The organism is Noviherbaspirillum sp., from assembly GCF_036846085.1.
GTDB lineage: Bacteria > Pseudomonadota > Gammaproteobacteria > Burkholderiales > Burkholderiaceae_D > Noviherbaspirillum.
The window spans coordinates 1-15,860 of the sequence record NZ_DAIUCO010000111.1 but is presented as its reverse complement, the minus strand read 5'-3'; the positions used below and the strand labels follow the sequence as shown (position 1 = coordinate 15,860).

Here is a 15,860-nt window from a genome sequence, read left to right as displayed (position 1 = left end):
GGCTATCTTTTCATGCTGCTCTAATCGGAGAGAGTCTTTTTGGAAGACGCAGGATTTGCGATCGGGCCAGGCGGAGGCGCTGTCGAGGGCGGCGCAGAGCAACGAGCTGCTGTATCGCATCAGCACCAGGCTGCAGAAACAGGTCATTCCTACCTACGGACAGGCCAAGCCGCCCAAGCCCGGCATGGCCCTGGAAGCCGACGTGCCGCAGGACCGTCGTGCGGTATGGGAATGGGTGCTGGAGCAGATGTTGGCGGCCTCGAGCAGCTTGCAGATCCTGGTACGAAGCCCGGAAGCGGTACTGCCGATGTCAACGCGGAAGGTCTGACCGCCATTTCAGACTGCATTTCAGTTATCAGGAGAAAGCAATGAAGGAATTATCTACGCAGCAAGCAGAATTGGTGTCCGGCGGCCTCACTGGCGCCGGTCAATACCTGGGGGCCATCTTCGGCGCCGCCCTGTGTTTTGGAACGCCCTTCGTCCCGTATTGCGCGGCGACAGGCAGCTTCATCGGCGGCAATATTTCCAATGGCGATATTGGCGGGGGAGGCGGAATGATTTCTGATTTCACATCCGCGTCCGTCAACGACTCCATGTACATCAACCCCACCGGCGGCGTCGGCGGCTTCCTTGGGGATTCCTACGAATGGAAACCCTACTTCGGTCAATTCGTTGCTGTCGACCCCACGCTGTGCTGAGCACCATGCATCGGCTTGCACAAGCCTGATGTGAAACAGCCGCATGCGTGGCTGCCAAAGCACCTCCCCGCATGCGGCCTTTTACGAGCTACGTTGGAGATACATCGATGAAAAGTCAAATCTGGTTCAATCAATCAACCGCCCATCCGGCAAGCCGGACGTTGACCGCTGAGGAAGCATCGGCCGTAAGCGGCGGCCTGATCTGCTGCATTTCGCCTGACATGTTCTGGCGATATCCGCTGCCCCACCCTATTGCACCGATGCCGCCAAAGGCCGTCGTCGTGCCGCTGGACCCTCCCAATCTGATGAGCCCGGGAAGCGTTCCCGACGCGCAATAAAAAGTATCGCTGCGCCGGCCACGATATTCGGCGCGGAAGGTTTGATCTCAGTCTCCTGCGAATGCAAGAACTGGGCATCAATGAAGTCAACGGGGTATCTGGCAGCAGCGGTGGCGGCGGGGGATGCGATCAGCCGTAAGCAGCGGCCTGCTTCCCGGCGTTCTGCGGAAAACTTCTGGCAACATCCCTTGTCCCGATCCATTGCACCCATGCCGGCCAATGATGAAGCGGCTTTTCAACCGCTGGCCCGCGGCGCCTGAGGGTGCCGCAACTTCCAAATACACGATCAATGACAATGCGGCTCATCCTTCAATCCCAATCCACCGAATGTTCGCTGGCCTGCCTGGCCATGCTGGCTTCCGCCCATGGGCTGCACCTGGACCTGACGGACCTGCGTCGCCGCTTTCCCGTCAGCCTGAAGGGCGCGAACCTGCAGCAGCTGATGGCCCATGCCGGCGCGGTGGGTTTTTCATCGCGGCCATTGCGGCTGGAGCTCGATGAACTTCGTGCGTTGAAGCTTCCCTGCATCCTGCACTGGGACCTCAACCACTTCGTCGTGCTCAAGAAGGTGACCCGCGACCATGTGTTGATCCTCGACCCCGCCGTGGGCGAACGCCGCCTGTCTCCGCAGCAGGTGTCCAATCACTTCACCGGCGTGGCGCTGGAACTGTCACCCAACGCCGACTTTCAGCCCCAGGACAGGGGCCCGCGGCTGAAGCTGTCGCAGCTCACCGGCCGTGTTATGGGCCTGAAGCGCTCGCTGGCACAGATTTTCGTCACCGCCGCGGTACTGGAACTTTTCGTCCTTGTCGCGCCGCTATTAAATCAAATCGTCGTCGATGAAGTGCTCACCTCGGGCGATAGCGACCTGCTCACCGTGCTGGTGCTCGGTTTCGGCCTGCTGCTGGTCGCGCAAACAGCCATCGGCATGGCGCGCTCGTGGATGGTGATGGTGCTGGGTCAGACCTTATCGCTGCAATGGGCGGGCAATGTGTTCGCGCACCTGGTCCGGCTGCCGGTCGATTTCTTCGAGAAGCGCCATCTGGGCGACGTGACGTCGCGCTTCGGCGCGGTCGGCGCGATCCAGAAGACGCTGACCACCACCGCTATCGAATCCGTGCTGGACGGCCTGATGGCCGTGGCTGCGCTGGCGATGATGCTCGTCTATGCCCCTCTGCTGGCCGCCGTGTCCTGCGCCGCGGTGGCCGCCTACGGCCTGCTGCGGTGGGCATCGTACCTGCCGTTTCGCGAGGCCGCGGCCGAGCGATTGGTGATCGCGGCCAGGGAGAACACGCACTTTCTCGAAACCCTCCGCGCCATCCAGCCGCTCAAGCTGTTCGGCCGCGAGGAGGAGCGCCGCGCACGCTGGCAAAACCTGATTGTCGACGTGCAGAACCGCGATGTGCGGACCGCCCGCATGAACATTGGTTTCACCACCGCGAACACCTTCATTTTCGGGATGGAGAATCTGCTGGTGCTGTGGCTGGGCGCCAAGATCATTCTGTCGACACAAACCGGCGGGGCCGTGCCGTTCACCATCGGCATGCTGTTTGCCTTCATCAGTTACAAGGGACAGTTCACCAGCCGGATATCAGCGCTCATCAACTGCGCGGTGGAAATGAAAATGCTCGGTTTGCACGCCGAGCGGCTGGCCGACATCGCGCTTGCGCCACCGGAGAAGGACACCGTACCCGACAGCGACCTCGGCCATCTGGCGCCGAGCCTGGAACTGCGCGATGTGAGTTTCCGCTATGCGGAAGGCGAGCCATGGGTGCTGAAGAATGCCAGCTTTAAGGTCGAGGCCGGCGAGAGCGTGGCCGTCACCGGCCCGTCGGGTGCGGGCAAGACCACATTGCTGAAAATAATGCTCGGCCTGCTGCCGCCCACGGAAGGCGAGGTGCTGTATGGCGGCGTACCGGTGCGCCGGCTCGGCCTGGCCAACGTCCGCCGGCAGCTCGGGACCGTGATGCAGGATGATGTGCTGCTCAGCGGAAGCCTGGCCGACAACATCAGCTTCTTCGACCCGCAGGCTGATCCGCAGCGCATCGAAGGCTGTGCGCGGCTGGCCCAGTTGCACGATGAGATCGCGCGCATGCCCATGGGCTACCAGACGCTGGTGGGAGACCTCGGCTCGGGCCTGAGCGGCGGACAGAAGCAACGCCTGCTGCTGGCGCGCGCACTGTACAAGCGCCCGCGTGTGCTGGTGCTGGACGAGGCGACAAGCCACCTGGATGTGGGCAACGAGCGTGCCGTGAACACCATGCTGAACCAGATGAAGCTCACTCGGCTCATCATCGCCCACCGGCCGGAAACGATCGCCGGCGCGCAGCGCGTGGTGCAGGTGAAAGGCGGCTCGGTGGTCGAGCTGATGGAAGCCGTGGGACGCTACGCGGAAACCGATACGGGAAGCGCCCGGTAGAAACGCGGGCCCAATTTGGAAGCACCTTGTCGACGGCCGGTTCGATATTGCCGCGTACAATGTCCGCTCGCCCCATTGCCTAGCTCCTCTTCATGACCGAATCCATCCGTCTTTCCAAACGTGTTGCCGAATTGTTCGCCTGCTCCCGCAGCGAGGCGGAGCAGTATATCGAGGGCGGCTGGGTGACCGTGGACGGCGTGGTCATCGAGGAGCCCGGGTTCCGGGTAGCGCAACAGATCGTCACCCTGTCGCCGGACGCGAGCCTGACGCCGCCGGAGCCGGCAACGTTTCTATTTCACAAGCCCGCCGGCATCGATGCACTTGCCATCGATCCGGCGCAATCCCTTACCGCCGAGCTGCGCGATGCCGGCGACCGTTCCGGCATCCGGCTCCTGAATCGTCATCTTGCCGGACTCACGCTGACTGATCCCCTGGAAACGACAGCCAGCGGCTTGCTGGTGTTCACTCAGGATTGGCGCATCAAGCGCAAGCTGATCGACGACGCGGCGAGGATCGAACATGAGTTCATCGTCGACGTCGAAGGCGAGCTTGTTCCGTATGGACTGGCATTGCTGAATCATGGGTTGACCTGGAACGGCAAGCCGCTTCCACCGATCAAGGTCAGCTGGCAGAGCGAACACCGGCTGCGCTTTGCGCTTAAAACACCGCCGCGCGGTTTGATTGCACACATGTGCGAGAAAGTGGGCCTGCGGGTGCAGGCGATGAAGCGCCTGCGCATCGGCCGCGTGCCGCTGGCGGCACTGCCGCAGGGGCAGTGGCGTTTCCTGCAGGGTCACGAACGGTTCTGAATGGCCCGTTGCGGCGTCCGGACGGAACACTTGTCCCTTGTGGACTTCCTGAAAAACAAAGCGTCCTAGTGCACTCTTCTGCGTCGTGCAGCGCGTCGGCCCGTTCCGCTTCCATTGAACTAACGCGTCAATTCAATCGGCGACCGGGCGGGGAAATCCCGGGAATAAAAAACGCCCGCACGAGGCGGGCGTTTCCTTACTGCGTGGAATGACCGATCAGTTCGCCGGGCAGGCGGTCAGCATCGGCGCAATCGCGGTACGTGTACCGACGGTGGTCGCGCTGTCCTCCGGTGTCGTGGCCGCATTGCGGGTGAATGCGCAACCGTAGGTCGGGCTGGCAACCGTCGCTGGATTCATCACATCATCACCGGCCGGCTTCACGCCGTTCTCCGCCCAGTTGATCATGGCGGCGAATGCATCGACCTGCTCGGCCACCGTGAAGTCGCAATGGCTTGGAGCACGGATTGCACGCTGGACCAGCAGGTTGCCGTTACCGGATGCATCAGCACGCTGGCGATAGATCTGCTGCATGCTGAACGGCACGTACATGTCGCCGAGTGTGTGGATGGTCACGACCGGCACACTGAACTTGCCGTTGACCTTCGGAATCCAGCGCAGGCCGTCCCTGCGGAGGCGGTTCGCGTCCGTATCGCCGGTGCGATCGGGGATCGTCGCATTCAGCGTGGTTTCCTCGGCGGTCAGCGCCGGATCGCTGTCCAGCTGGTAGGTGAAGCGGCGGGTATCAAGCGGGCTCTTGGTCAGGATGCCATTGACGGTGCCGTCGCTGCCGAAGGTGCCCCACACGACGCTCTGCAACCCGGTGTTGCCAAAGCCCTGTGCGAATACCGGGCGTGCGCCGCCTGTCAGGTTCTGGACGATTCCCGCCAGCTTGGCGCCCTGCGCGGTCGGCACGGTGCTGAAGGTGGTGAACAGTGCATTGCGGACTTCGGTGGCGATTTCGCCGAAACGCTCGGGCGGATGTGTCGCCCGTCCGGCCAGCGTCTGCGCTGCAGCCTGGTAAGCAGCGAAATAATCGAACAGTTCGGTATCGCCCATCACGCCGCACATCGGCACGGCGCCGTTGTACGTTACCTTGTTGTTGGCGGTTGCGAGTGTTTCCGCTTCGACGGCTGCGCCGGCGATATGGCCGCCCATCGAATGGCCGACGATGTAAGTGCGTGTCGGTGCGGCGAGCGTACGTCCTTTTTCACCGGCGATCTTGGTGAAATTGAGTGCCAGCGCGTTGGTGTCTTCCACGCCTGCACGGACGTCGTACCAGTTCTTGCTGTAGCTCGATGCTGCCCAGGCGTAGCCGTTTTCGATCAGGTAACGGCGGATCGACGGCATGGTGATCGCCAGTTGTGCAACGGTGCCGACGTAGCCGTGTGCGTACATCACCAGCTTGCCGTTCCAGTTCTTCGGTACTTCGATGCGGTAGCCGGCGCCGTTCAGCACGCCGGTCCAGCGGTCGGTTTCAACGGTGGTGCCGGTCAGGGCCCGGAAGCTGGCTGCGCCGCCCGCACCGGCTTCGAAATCGGATGCCGTGGCCGCATTAGGCACGACGAATGCGCGGTCATCCTGCAGGCGCTTTTCTTCGGGTGCCGGTGGTGGTGGTGCCGGTGCCGGGTCGTCGCTGCCGCCGCAGCCTGCCAGCCAGAGGGCGCTGCCCAGAACGAGAACGCCAACCTTCAATGATGGTTTCTTCACAACCTGTCTCCTTGATAATTATTGGGCTGATACTGTGATCCGGCGGAAGTCGTTCCGTCGGACCGATTTGCAGGCCATGGGCCCGCTGCATGCAGGAGGTTATTGCAGCAACGTTAGAATCACTTGCAACGCCGAAACCAGATGCCAGCTATTCCCAATTCTGCATTGCAGAACCTGGTTTTGCTTTTACATAGTGTATCGATTGGAAACAGGCCTGTAAACCGGAAGAAAGAAAAAAGCCACGAAGTGGCAACCGGTAAAAAAACCGCTTGTAAGGCGCCTGAGGAAGAGCGTACTTCCCGGTGATGTTTCCCGGGCGTTTCGCGCAGGCATCGCCTGCCGATGCGGCCCAGGTTTCAGGTGTCGTGCAAGACGTCTATCGGTTGCGCACCCGCTCGATGAGCAGCGAGGCCTGGAGACCGGCGACCGCCTGCTGGGCATGCTCCCAGGTGGTCATCAGCTGGTTCATCGAATCCTGCATCATGCGGGAGGCGATTAGTACCGCTTCCATCGGCGTGGCGGCAGACTCGCGGGCGGTTTCTATGCGGGTCAGCAATTTTTCCAGTGCCGGACGATGGATCACCGGCGCATAGTCCACGGCCTCGCGCAGCAAATGCCTGCGGAATGCCTCGAAGGCTTCGGGGTCGTGCTGGTGCAGTGCCACCATCACATTGAAGTCCGGAAGTCGTACACCATCATTCATGTCGTGCTCCTTGTCATGTCGTATGACAGGTATAACCGGTACCGGCCGAGGGCTTTTTGTGGGGTGTCAACCGCGCGGCCACCGATGCCTGAGCCAGCACAAGCGCCGGACAATCGGGGACGGCAACCCGCGAACGTTTCCCTTCAGAACCGTACCAGGTCGTCCTTTTCGAGTACCGGGGGCGATTTGAATACCTTTGGAATATGCCGGTCGAAATGGACCCACGGCAATGCGTTGACGGTCCAGATATCGGCCACCGGCTTGAAGGCGGCAGGTTCATTCAGGCTGGCGGCCTTGATCATCAGCACATCCGGCCTGTCGGGATTGCGGGCGAAGAGTTGCGTCCCGCAAACAGCGCAAAAGCCACAGGTTCCGTGGTTGCCGCCGCTTGCCTGCGCGGTGTAGAAAGCCGGCGTGCCGTCGATCCGCACGGTACTGGCAGCCATTGCCATCAGCGGCGAGAACGGACCGCCGCCGGCGCGCTGGCAATCGCGGCAATGACAGTTGAACATACCCAGGGGCGGTTCGCTGCATGCATACCGGATGGCACCGCACGCGCATCCTCCTGCGAGTTGAGTCGGCATGGATTCTCCACTTGATGTCATCCGGATTGGACCACTATGCGGCACAGAAGATTCGATCGCCGGCGGCGCAATAATTCCTGCGGACACTGCAACCGTTTTGCGATCGGCGACTCTATTTGTTTCCGATCCCGACCATGGAGCGCACGATATGCATGTTCAAATCATTCACCAGCAGGCCGACGGGGCGAAGACCGACTACGGCATCCAGGAACTGGACTACATGCCGCCGGTCGGCGAGCCGTTCCCGGTGGACAAGCAGGTGTATTACCGCGCGAAAGCCTATTTCGGCCCGGATGAGAACGGGATGTATCTGCTGGTGCTGGAAGGCGAGCCGAAGCTGTTGAGCTGAGCCTTACTTGGTCTGCTCGATCCGTTCCGTCGGAATCGGTCGCAAGGCGGGCTCGGGCGACGCTTCCTTCGGCGGCGGCGGCGTGAGCTGCGCCGCGCAGGCAAGCTGAAGGTCGCGTTCGAAGGTGGCGGTGCGCAGGGTCTTGCTGCGCGACTTGGTGAAGGTGGCCGATTCAGGCAGCAGATGATCGCCGGACGGGTTGCCCTGACGACGCCATTGCAGGCGGCTGTTCTTCGTCAGCTTGAGTTCGCCGGAGACCTTCAGTGGCGGCGACACCCTGCCGCTCAGCACGACGACGGACGCGGCATCGCCGGTGATATCGCCGGTCAGCGAAGCGGCATCGCCCTCGTCCATCTGGCTGGCGCCGGGCGTGGCGAATACATGGGTGCCGCACAGCTTGCTGTCCTTCTGGATCAGCTCGATCACGAAATTGGAGCACTTGCCCGAGTCCCTGCCGGCGCCTGACGGGCATATCCAGGCGACCCATGCGCCGCTGAAGTCGCTCTCGTCCGCGGCATGCGCGGCCGGCGTTCCGAAAAGCGATGAGAGCGGCGCGCATGCAGCCACCAGGATCAGCAGTCGCTTGAAGTCTTGCATGAGGCAGGCTCCGGAAAAGTCATGATGCATAGATAATGCTTGATGCGCCGATGATGCATTGCGTGCGGCATGTACATGCAACCGCACTCCGGCTCAATCGATGCAGTCGCGCAGCGCGACGCGCAACTCCGGATACCGGAACTCGAAGCCGCTGGACTGCAGCCGCTGCGGCACGACGCGCTGTCCTTCCAGCAACAGGTCCGACTGCTCGCCCAGCGTCAGCCGCATCGGCCAGCCCGGCGTCGGCAGAAAACTGGGCCGGTGCAGCAGCGCGGCGGCGATGCTGCTGAATTCGCGTTGCGGCACGCTTCCGGGCGCGGTGAAATTGTAGGCGCCGCCGATGTCCGGCATGCCATTCGCATGCCGTTCGCTCAGGTGCCACAAGTGCGCCATGGCGCGCAGCAGATCCTGCACATGAATCCATGATAACCATTGGTTTCCGCCGCCGAGCGGTCCACCGACACCAAGTTTGATCGGCAGCAGCATCATCGGCAGCGCACCGCCCTTGCCGAGTACGAGGCCGAAGCGCATCTGCATCACCTGCACGCCGTGCACCGCGGCTTTCCGGGCGGATGCTTCCCAGGTCTGGCACAGCTCCGACATGAAGATGCGCTGTGGCGGACTGTGTTCATCCAGCGGCGTGTTGTCGCCCTGTCGCTGGATACCGTAATAGCCGATCGCCGATGCCGACAGCATGAGGCGCGGTTTATGGCGCGCCTGCGCAACCCATGCGACGACTCCGTCAGTCACGCCGACCCGGCTCTGCAACAGGGTCCGTCGACGCGACGCCGTCCAGCGCCAGCCGAGGATGCGCGCGCCGGCGAGGTTGATGATGACATCGATGTGCTCCTCCGGCGGGAGGTTGTGCATGGCGTCGATGCAACGCACCTGCGAACCGAGCGATGCGGCGGCTCGCGCGGGATCGCGTGTCAGCACGATGACCCGGTGCCCGTCGTCGAGCAATTCCCGCACGAGAAGTTGCCCGATGAAACCTGTCGCGCCGGTGACGAGCACCCGTTGCGCCTTATCGCTGAAGTGGATTGTCATGGTCGTCGCTTGCCGTTGGTGCGTGCCGTATCAGTACTCGTCGTGCCAGTTCACCACGCCGGTGACCGGCTGCCCGTTTTCCAGCGCCCGGATCCTGTCGGCGATCTGCCCCAGGCTCTGTTCCATGTCGTTCTCTGCAGATACGTGCGGGGTCAGGTAAATCGCCGGCTCATGCCAGAACGGATGATCGGCGGGCAGCGGCTCGGCATTGAACACATCGAGCCGGGCGGCATCGATTTTTCCGCGCCGGATTGCGTCCAGCAAATCATCGTCCACCAGGTGCGCGCCGCGCGCCACGTTGATCAGGAAGGCGCCGTCGGCAAGCCGGTCGAACAAGGCGGCATTCAGGATGCCGCGCGTCGCCGCGGTCAGAGGCAGCAGGTTGACGAGCGCCTTGAGGTCCTGCGCAAACGCCGGCAATTGGTCCGGTCCGGCGAAGCTGGTGCAGCCTGCGATCTCCTTGGCGCTGCGGCTCCAGATGCGCACCGGGAAGCCGAGCCGGCAAAGTCCGGCGGCGACTTCCGCGCCGAGCACGCCGGCTCCCATCACGCCGACCGGAAATGCCGGCTTGGGCGTCACCTGCAACGGCCGCCAGATGGCCGCGCGCTGCTGGCGTTCATACTCGTGGAAGCGGCGCTGAAAGTGCAGGACCGCGTGGCTGACGTAATCCGCCATCTGCACGCCCATGCCGGCATCTTCCAGCCGGATGACCAAGGCTTCGTCGAGGGCCGGGCAGTGGTGCCCGGCACGCAGCCGCAGCAGCGCATCCACGCCGGCGCCGAGATTGAACACCGCTTTCAGTCCGGGCCGGGACGCCAGCATTGCCTGCGGCGGGTTGCGTACGACGAGATAATCGGCGGCAGAAGTATCGCCCGGCTCCCAGACGCTGATTCGTGCATGCGGCAGCAGGCGCGCCAGCAATGCCGTCCAGTCGTTTGCCGTCTCCGCATAGCCGTAAAACAGGATATTCATTGCTGCCTTTCCAGATGCAATCATGCTTGCCGGTCGTCATTCCAGCGGAACGGCGAGTATAGCAACGCATTTGTTCGCCGCCCTCTACAATACCCGCCATCCTCACTGGCGGACCTTCCGCCGCTTTTCAAGGAGCTTACATGGCGTGGATTATTTTGTTTATCGCGGGTTTGTTTGAAATCGGCTGGGCGGTCGGCCTGAAGTACACCGAGGGCTTCACCCGCTTATGGCCGACCGTAGGGACGGTGTTGTCGATGATCATCAGTGTCGGCCTGCTCGGACTGGCGATGAAGACGCTGCCGATCGGCACCGCCTATGCGGTATGGACCGGCATCGGGGCGATCGGCACGGTGACCCTGGGCATCATTCTCTTCGGCGACTCCGCGTCCACGGCGCGCCTGCTGTGTGTCGGCCTGATTCTGGCGGGCATCGTCGGGCTCAAGCTGGTCGAACCGGCCTGACGCGCTACTTTTCCCGGGGACGGAAACGGTAGGTGTCGCCGTGCTTCAGATACGTCACCTTGTCCTGCAGCCCGGCTTCGGTGACCGCTTTCTGGAAATCGCTCAACGGCGATTTGAAGACGGTGTAATCGTTGTAATGAATGGGGATGGCATGGTGCGGCGCGATGATCTGCATCATGCGAACGCCATCCTCGCCATCCATCGTGACCTTCATCACGCCGAGAATCCGGGTGCCGCCGAGATGCAGCAGCGCAAGATCGATGTCCGGGTAGCGGCGCGGAATGTTCTGGATGTCGTCGTACACCAGCGTATCGCCGCTGATGTACATGCGGTACGGCGGCATATCGTTTCCGTTGGCGACGCTGAACTCCAGCATCGATCCCATCACATCCGGCAGCAGGCCGGCCAGCACTGGCGGGCCGTGCCGCCCCGGCATCGCGTTGATGCGCAGTGTCGTATCGCCCCTGGTGACGGTGAGCGTATCCCAGGTATTCAGGCCATAGCGGTTGATGAAGCCGAGCTGTTCCAGCCCGGCGGCGCCATCGGCGGTGGTGACGATCGGCATGTCGCGCTTGAGCTTTTTTTCCACCAGGTGATCGAAATGATCGCCGTGAAGGTGCGACAGCAGCACCAGGTCGATCGGCGGCAGCTTGTCGAAATCGATCGCCGGATCGGTGAGGCGCTCCGACGTCAGGCCGTAGCCGAGATGCACATGATCGCCCTTGTGCAGGAAATTCGGGTCGGTCAGGATGGTCAGTCCGCCATAGCGGATGATGACGGTGGCGTTGCCGATGAAAGTGACCGAGCCGGGTTCGCGTTTCGCCGGCTGGGCCGGCGCCGGCAAGGTCAAGGTCTGCTGCCTGCCCGCTCCGGCCTGTCCTCCTTGAGCGGGCGAGGGCGGAGTCTGGGCGCCGGCGCCGGCAGTCAGCAGGGACATGGCCAGCGCTACCGCTGCAGCGAGATTTGTACAAACACTGGTCGGCATCGTCATCCCGGAAAATGCGTGGTAACTGACACCGTAAGAATCAATGCTGCGAAATGCAAGCCCGGACCGCCGGCAGGAACGCATTGCTTGAATTGGATCAATGTACGACCTGCCGTTTGTCTCCTTGGGGAAATCGCGTTGCCGGTCCTGTTTTTGCTTGATGGATGCCGGATGAATGACGATGGAGAATGCATGCGGCCCGCAGCGAAAATCGGATTGGCAACAGTTGCCTTCGCGCTCCTGCATAGCGCGCTGGCCAGCGACAGGTGCAAGCGACTCGCCGGCGCGCTGGTCGGCGAACGGCGCAGGGATGCGGGATACCGGATGTTCTATGTATGCCAGTCGGTGGCGACCTTCGGACTGTTGATCGCTTACGGCGCCCGCCTGCCGGCGCGGACGCTGTACCGGCTGCATGGACCGGTGGCGCTGGCGATGCGGGCAGGACAGGCCGCCGGCCTGGCGCATATCGTGGTCGCGGCACGCCAGGTCGGCATCAGCCGGCTGGCGGGGCTGGACAATCTGCGCGCGGGCTTGCGCGGCGATGCCATGCCGGCCGGCCCGGTCGCGCAGGGACCGGAACGCGGCGCCGACGGCCGGCTGACCATCACCGGCCCCTTCCTGTGGAGCCGCCATCCGCTCAATTTTTCCGGCATCCCGATCTTCTGGCTGACGCCGCACATGACCACCCGCCGCCTGACCTTCAACCTACTCAGTACCGCGTACTTCGTGCTCGGCTCGATGCATGAGGAGGCGCGCTTGAAAGCAGCCTACGGTGGCGACTACCGTGATTACACCGGCAGTGCGACGCCGTTCTTCTGGCCGCGCCGTCCCGCGGTGGAGTGGTCGTGGCATCAGGCAGGCGCCCGCTCCTGATCGGGTGCCGGACACGCATCGTCACCCATCCTCGAAGCGCCATTCAGCCGAAACCCTGGCCGAGCAGCCGCGAAAATTGGTCCCGCACGATTCCATAGCATTCGCAGGAGACCTCTTCCAGGCCTTGGCGATCGACGATCCTGATCCTGCCGCGCTTGAATTCAACCAGTCCTGCGCGTTGCAGCGTCCCTGCGGTAAGACTGACACTGGGCCGATGCACGCCCAGCATCATTGCAAGGTATTCCTGGGTAAGCTGGAATTCCGGCTGTTGCATCCGATCATGGCTCATGAGCAGCCACCGCGCCAGCCGCTGTTCGATCGCATGCAGGCGGTTGCACGCCACGGATTGGGATACCTGGCTGAGATAGGCGTTGAGATAGCGCAGCGCAATGCGCCGCAACGGCGTGTCCTCGTTGGTCATCTTCCTGAAAACGGCGGCCGGAAGCCGAAGTGCGTGCCCCGGAATCTGGCAGATGGTCGACTCGGTGGCGACATCGCCGCCCAAGAGCAGGTCGATCGTGGAAAATCCCTCGAAGCCGACCGTTCCCACTTCCACCGCCGCACCATTCTCCATCGTCGCAAGGATCGAATGCTCGCCGATCAGCGGGAAATAGGCATACTCAAACGGCGCGTTCCGCTCGAAGAGCTTGAAATGCATAGGCGTCTCAAGCACTTCCAGATGCGGAAGCAGCGCCTGGTAGTCCTTTTCGGGCAGCAATGAAAGCAATAGGTTTTTGCACGACGCCGGCGACTGCGGAATGAAGTCCATGGTGAAACTCCCGAGAATGTTCAGGGCCTGAGGCAATGTTCTGATGACAAAGTAAGTAACTATCCGACTCTGCAACCGCCGATTCGGTTTCAATACGCAATACCGGTGTCATATCGATTCCATGGCTGGAAGCACGGACCAACAGGCGATACGTCATGCGTCGGTTGACGGCATGGAAAGATCAAATGATAATGAAACTCAGTTCTGCAGTGAGAAACTGAAGCAGAATTACTGGCAACACGCAGGGGAACAATCAGCTTTATCTCCGCGATTGCCGGTCCCGCTACGCATTGGTGCGGAACCTGCCAAACATGCGATGGCGGATCACCTGCGCTATCGCAGAACCCGGTGTGGGACGCTGCTGTAGTGTCCGATGACCACATCGGGGCACAACGCTGCCGATCGGTTGCGTCCTGGAAGTCAAGCAGCGTTCATCGCCCGCAGCGCCAGCGGCAAGCCTGGCAGCAGGCCCTGAATAATCATTTCATCAGAGGATTTATGAAGACACGGATCACCGAACTCTTTGGCATCGAGCATCCCATCATCCAGGGCGGCATGCACTTCGTCGGCTACGCACAACTCGCGGCGGCGGTTTCCAATGCCGGCGGTCTCGGCATCATCACCGCGCTGACGCAGCGCACCCCCGCCGCGCTCGCCGAGGAAATCGCCCGCTGCAGGGAAATGACGGACAAGCCCTTCGGCGTGAACCTCACCTTTCTTCCGGCGGTGACGCCGCCCGACTATCCGGGCTATATCAAGGCCATCATCGACGGCGGCGTGAAGGTGGTGGAAACCGCGGGCAACAATCCGCAGAAGTGGCTGCCGGGGCTGAAGGAAGCCGGTGTCAAGGTGATCCACAAATGCACCGCCGTCCGCCATGCGCTGAAGGCCGAGACGATCGGATGCGATGCCGTCAGCGTGGATGGCTTCGAATGCGGCGGCCACCCGGGCGAAGACGATGTGCCCAATTTCATCCTGCTCCCCCGCGCGGCCGAAGAACTCAAGATTCCCTTCGTCGCCTCGGGCGGCATGGCCGATGGCCGCTCGCTGGTGGCGGCGCTGGCGCTGGGCGCGGAAGGCATGAACATGGGCACGCGCTTCATCGCCACGAAAGAGGCGCCGGTCCATGAGAACGTCAAGCAGGCGATCGTCGCCGCGAGCGAACTGGACACGCGCCTCGTCATGCGCCCGCTGCGCAACACCGAACGCGTGCTCACCAACAACGCGGTGGAACGCCTGCTGGAGAAGGAGCGCAGCCTGGGCTCCTCGTTGAAATTCGAAGATATCGCCGCCGAGGTCGCAGGCGTCTACCCGCGCATCATGCTGGAAGGCGAGATGGATGCCGGCGCATGGTCCTGCGGCATGGTGGCCGGCCTCATCCGCGACGTGCCCACCGTCAAGGAACTCATCGACCGCATCATGGCCGAGGCCGAGGGATTGGTCCGCCAGCGATTGGCGGGAATGGTGGGCGGCTGATACCGCCTTTTCACGACAGCATAAGAACCGCGATGCCCGCATGGCCGCCGACATCGGCGCGGGCATCCTTCACAGTCCGGAGACCTCCATGCCATTGCCTACTCTTGAAACCACTCTCTACAGCGTCGACCGGGGCGTTGCCACCATCACGCTGAACCGCCCCGAAAAGCTGAATGCCTACAACGCGAAGATGCGCGAGGAACTGATCGCGCTGTTCGACGAGACCGACGCCGACGACAACGTGCGGGTCGTGATCGTCACCGGTGCCGGCAGGGCGTTCTGCGCCGGCGCGGACCTGTCGTCCGGCGGCGCGACTTTCGACCGCCAGGCCAACCCAGGCGACCTCACGCGCGAATCGCTGAAGGTGGGCGACGTCTACCGCGACGGCGGCGGCACCAATACCCTGCGCATCTACCAGAGCCTGAAGCCGGTCATCGGCGCCATCAACGGACCGGCGGTCGGCATCGGCGCAACCATGCAACTGCCGATGGACATGCGCCTGGCCTCCACCGAAGCGCGCTTCGGCTTCGTCTTCACGCGGCGCGGCATCACGCCGGAGGCCGCGTCATCCTGGTTCCTGCCGCAGCTGGTGGGCATGCAGACCGCGCTCGAATGGTCCATGACCGGGCGGATCTTCAACGCCGACGAGGCGCTGGTGCGCGGACTTGTCCGCTCGCTGCATGCGCCCGACGAGCTGCTGCCTGCTGCGCACGCGATTGCCCGCGAGATCGCCGACAACACCGCGCCGGTATCGGTCGCCCTTGCCCGCCAGATGATGTGGCGCATGGCGGCGGCGCCGCATCCGATGTTCGCGCACCGCATCGACAGCCGCTCCATCCAGACGCGCGGTCAATCGGCCGATGCCCGCGAAGGCGTCACCGCCTTTCTGGAGAAGCGGCCGGCGGTCTTTCCTAACAAGGTGTCGACCGACATGCCGCCGTTTTTCCCGTGGTGGGATGAGCCGGATTTCGAGTAGTCGTTTTTTAGACAACCCACTAACAGCGCTGGCTCACGAGCCATCTCCGTAAGGTCCCCTCCCCCTCGTAGGGGGAGGGTTAGGGGTGAGGCAGGGG

17 protein-coding genes and 1 pseudogene are annotated in these 15,860 nt (G+C 62.7%); 10 read left to right on the top strand and 8 right to left on the bottom strand.

Features of this window, described 5'->3' with window-relative positions:
* The 5 genes and pseudogenes from V7080_RS13985 to V7080_RS13965 all read left to right on the top strand — a co-directional run.
* Positions 1 to 328, top strand: a pseudogene (locus V7080_RS13985) (hypothetical protein); the annotation flags it as partial.
* Positions 329 to 368: 40 nt separating this feature from the next.
* Positions 369 to 698, top strand: coding sequence for a hypothetical protein (locus V7080_RS13980; protein WP_334189003.1), 330 nt, complete (start codon positions 369 to 371; stop codon positions 696 to 698).
* Between the two features lie 107 nt (positions 699 to 805).
* Positions 806 to 1,036: a hypothetical protein gene (locus tag V7080_RS13975; RefSeq protein ID WP_334189002.1), complete on the top strand. Its 231-nt coding sequence runs from the start codon at positions 806 to 808 to the stop codon at positions 1,034 to 1,036.
* Positions 1,037 to 1,325: 289 nt separating this feature from the next.
* Entirely contained in the window at positions 1,326 to 3,455 is a 2,130-nt protein-coding gene (locus V7080_RS13970) for a peptidase domain-containing ABC transporter (protein WP_334189001.1), read from the top strand.
* A 92-nt stretch (positions 3,456 to 3,547) separates the two neighbouring features.
* Positions 3,548 to 4,264, top strand: a complete 717-nt coding sequence (locus V7080_RS13965) for an rRNA pseudouridine synthase (protein ID WP_334189000.1) — start codon at positions 3,548 to 3,550, stop codon at positions 4,262 to 4,264.
* Positions 4,265 to 4,480: 216 nt separating this feature from the next.
* On the opposite strand, the gene V7080_RS13960 is transcribed toward V7080_RS13965, so the two are convergent.
* The 3 genes from V7080_RS13960 to V7080_RS13950 form a co-directional block, all read right to left on the bottom strand.
* The gene (locus V7080_RS13960) at positions 4,481 to 5,971 is read right to left on the bottom strand and encodes an alpha/beta hydrolase (protein ID WP_442947230.1); all 1,491 of its coding nucleotides are present in this window, start codon (positions 5,969 to 5,971) and stop codon (positions 4,481 to 4,483) included.
* A gap of 376 nt (positions 5,972 to 6,347) precedes the next feature.
* The gene (locus V7080_RS13955) at positions 6,348 to 6,674 is read right to left on the bottom strand and encodes a DUF3135 domain-containing protein (RefSeq protein ID WP_334188999.1); all 327 of its coding nucleotides are present in this window, start codon (positions 6,672 to 6,674) and stop codon (positions 6,348 to 6,350) included.
* Between the two features lie 143 nt (positions 6,675 to 6,817).
* Positions 6,818 to 7,258 (bottom strand): GFA family protein, encoded by a 441-nt coding sequence (locus V7080_RS13950; protein ID WP_334188998.1) that lies wholly within the window; start codon positions 7,256 to 7,258, stop codon positions 6,818 to 6,820.
* A 148-nt stretch (positions 7,259 to 7,406) separates the two neighbouring features.
* Between V7080_RS13950 and V7080_RS13945 the strand changes: the two genes are divergently transcribed.
* Positions 7,407 to 7,607: a hypothetical protein gene (locus tag V7080_RS13945; RefSeq protein ID WP_334188997.1), complete on the top strand. Its 201-nt coding sequence runs from the start codon at positions 7,407 to 7,409 to the stop codon at positions 7,605 to 7,607.
* Positions 7,608 to 7,610: 3 nt separating this feature from the next.
* Here V7080_RS13945 and V7080_RS13940 read toward each other — a convergent pair whose 3' ends face one another.
* From V7080_RS13940 to V7080_RS13930, 3 genes are all read right to left on the bottom strand, one after another.
* Positions 7,611 to 8,204 carry a hypothetical protein gene (locus V7080_RS13940; protein ID WP_334188996.1) on the bottom strand — a complete coding sequence of 198 codons (594 nt, stop codon included), beginning with the start codon at positions 8,202 to 8,204 and terminating at the stop codon, positions 7,611 to 7,613.
* Positions 8,205 to 8,297: 93 nt separating this feature from the next.
* Entirely contained in the window at positions 8,298 to 9,251 is a 954-nt protein-coding gene (locus V7080_RS13935) for a TIGR01777 family oxidoreductase (RefSeq protein WP_334188995.1), read from the bottom strand.
* Positions 9,252 to 9,281: 30 nt separating this feature from the next.
* Positions 9,282 to 10,223 carry a 2-hydroxyacid dehydrogenase gene (locus V7080_RS13930; protein WP_334188994.1) on the bottom strand — a complete coding sequence of 314 codons (942 nt, stop codon included), beginning with the start codon at positions 10,221 to 10,223 and terminating at the stop codon, positions 9,282 to 9,284.
* Positions 10,224 to 10,363: 140 nt separating this feature from the next.
* On the opposite strand from V7080_RS13930, the gene sugE reads away from it, so the two are divergent.
* Positions 10,364 to 10,684 carry a quaternary ammonium compound efflux SMR transporter SugE gene (sugE, locus tag V7080_RS13925; protein ID WP_334188993.1) on the top strand — a complete coding sequence of 107 codons (321 nt, stop codon included), beginning with the start codon at positions 10,364 to 10,366 and terminating at the stop codon, positions 10,682 to 10,684.
* A gap of 4 nt (positions 10,685 to 10,688) precedes the next feature.
* On the opposite strand, the gene V7080_RS13920 is transcribed toward sugE, so the two are convergent.
* A complete protein-coding gene (locus V7080_RS13920; protein ID WP_334188992.1) occupies positions 10,689 to 11,669 on the bottom strand; it encodes an MBL fold metallo-hydrolase in 981 nt (326 codons plus the stop codon).
* Between the two features lie 192 nt (positions 11,670 to 11,861).
* Here V7080_RS13920 and V7080_RS13915 point away from each other — a divergent pair, with 192 nt between their 5' ends.
* Entirely contained in the window at positions 11,862 to 12,542 is a 681-nt protein-coding gene (locus V7080_RS13915) for a methyltransferase family protein (protein ID WP_334188991.1), read from the top strand.
* A gap of 43 nt (positions 12,543 to 12,585) precedes the next feature.
* Here the strand turns inward: V7080_RS13915 and V7080_RS13910 are convergent, their stop codons facing one another.
* Positions 12,586 to 13,311 carry a Crp/Fnr family transcriptional regulator gene (locus tag V7080_RS13910; protein WP_334188990.1) on the bottom strand — a complete coding sequence of 242 codons (726 nt, stop codon included), beginning with the start codon at positions 13,309 to 13,311 and terminating at the stop codon, positions 12,586 to 12,588.
* Between the two features lie 498 nt (positions 13,312 to 13,809).
* Here V7080_RS13910 and V7080_RS13905 point away from each other — a divergent pair, with 498 nt between their 5' ends.
* Entirely contained in the window at positions 13,810 to 14,787 is a 978-nt protein-coding gene (locus V7080_RS13905) for an NAD(P)H-dependent flavin oxidoreductase (RefSeq protein ID WP_334188989.1), read from the top strand.
* A gap of 88 nt (positions 14,788 to 14,875) precedes the next feature.
* The gene (locus V7080_RS13900) at positions 14,876 to 15,763 is read left to right on the top strand and encodes a crotonase/enoyl-CoA hydratase family protein (RefSeq protein ID WP_334188988.1); all 888 of its coding nucleotides are present in this window, start codon (positions 14,876 to 14,878) and stop codon (positions 15,761 to 15,763) included.
* Positions 15,764 to 15,860 lie beyond the last annotated feature (97 nt).

Coding starts and splice junctions, on each gene's coding strand:
- V7080_RS13945 (WP_334188997.1), top strand. CDS start 7,407: ATGCATGTTCAAATCATTCACCAGCAGGCCGACGGGGCGAAGACCGAC.
- sugE (WP_334188993.1), top strand. CDS start 10,364: ATGGCGTGGATTATTTTGTTTATCGCGGGTTTGTTTGAAATCGGCTGG.
- V7080_RS13950 (WP_334188998.1), bottom strand. CDS start 7,258: ATGCCGACTCAACTCGCAGGAGGATGCGCGTGCGGTGCCATCCGGTAT.
- V7080_RS13900 (WP_334188988.1), top strand. CDS start 14,876: ATGCCATTGCCTACTCTTGAAACCACTCTCTACAGCGTCGACCGGGGC.
- V7080_RS13905 (WP_334188989.1), top strand. CDS start 13,810: ATGAAGACACGGATCACCGAACTCTTTGGCATCGAGCATCCCATCATC.
- V7080_RS13935 (WP_334188995.1), bottom strand. CDS start 9,251: ATGACAATCCACTTCAGCGATAAGGCGCAACGGGTGCTCGTCACCGGC.
- V7080_RS13910 (WP_334188990.1), bottom strand. CDS start 13,311: ATGGACTTCATTCCGCAGTCGCCGGCGTCGTGCAAAAACCTATTGCTT.
- V7080_RS13980 (WP_334189003.1), top strand. CDS start 369: ATGAAGGAATTATCTACGCAGCAAGCAGAATTGGTGTCCGGCGGCCTC.
- V7080_RS13930 (WP_334188994.1), bottom strand. CDS start 10,223: ATGAATATCCTGTTTTACGGCTATGCGGAGACGGCAAACGACTGGACG.
- V7080_RS13920 (WP_334188992.1), bottom strand. CDS start 11,669: ATGCCGACCAGTGTTTGTACAAATCTCGCTGCAGCGGTAGCGCTGGCC.
- V7080_RS13955 (WP_334188999.1), bottom strand. CDS start 6,674: ATGAATGATGGTGTACGACTTCCGGACTTCAATGTGATGGTGGCACTG.
- V7080_RS13915 (WP_334188991.1), top strand. CDS start 11,862: ATGCGGCCCGCAGCGAAAATCGGATTGGCAACAGTTGCCTTCGCGCTC.
- V7080_RS13970 (WP_334189001.1), top strand. CDS start 1,326: ATGACAATGCGGCTCATCCTTCAATCCCAATCCACCGAATGTTCGCTG.
- V7080_RS13975 (WP_334189002.1), top strand. CDS start 806: ATGAAAAGTCAAATCTGGTTCAATCAATCAACCGCCCATCCGGCAAGC.
- V7080_RS13965 (WP_334189000.1), top strand. CDS start 3,548: ATGACCGAATCCATCCGTCTTTCCAAACGTGTTGCCGAATTGTTCGCC.
- V7080_RS13940 (WP_334188996.1), bottom strand. CDS start 8,204: ATGCAAGACTTCAAGCGACTGCTGATCCTGGTGGCTGCATGCGCGCCG.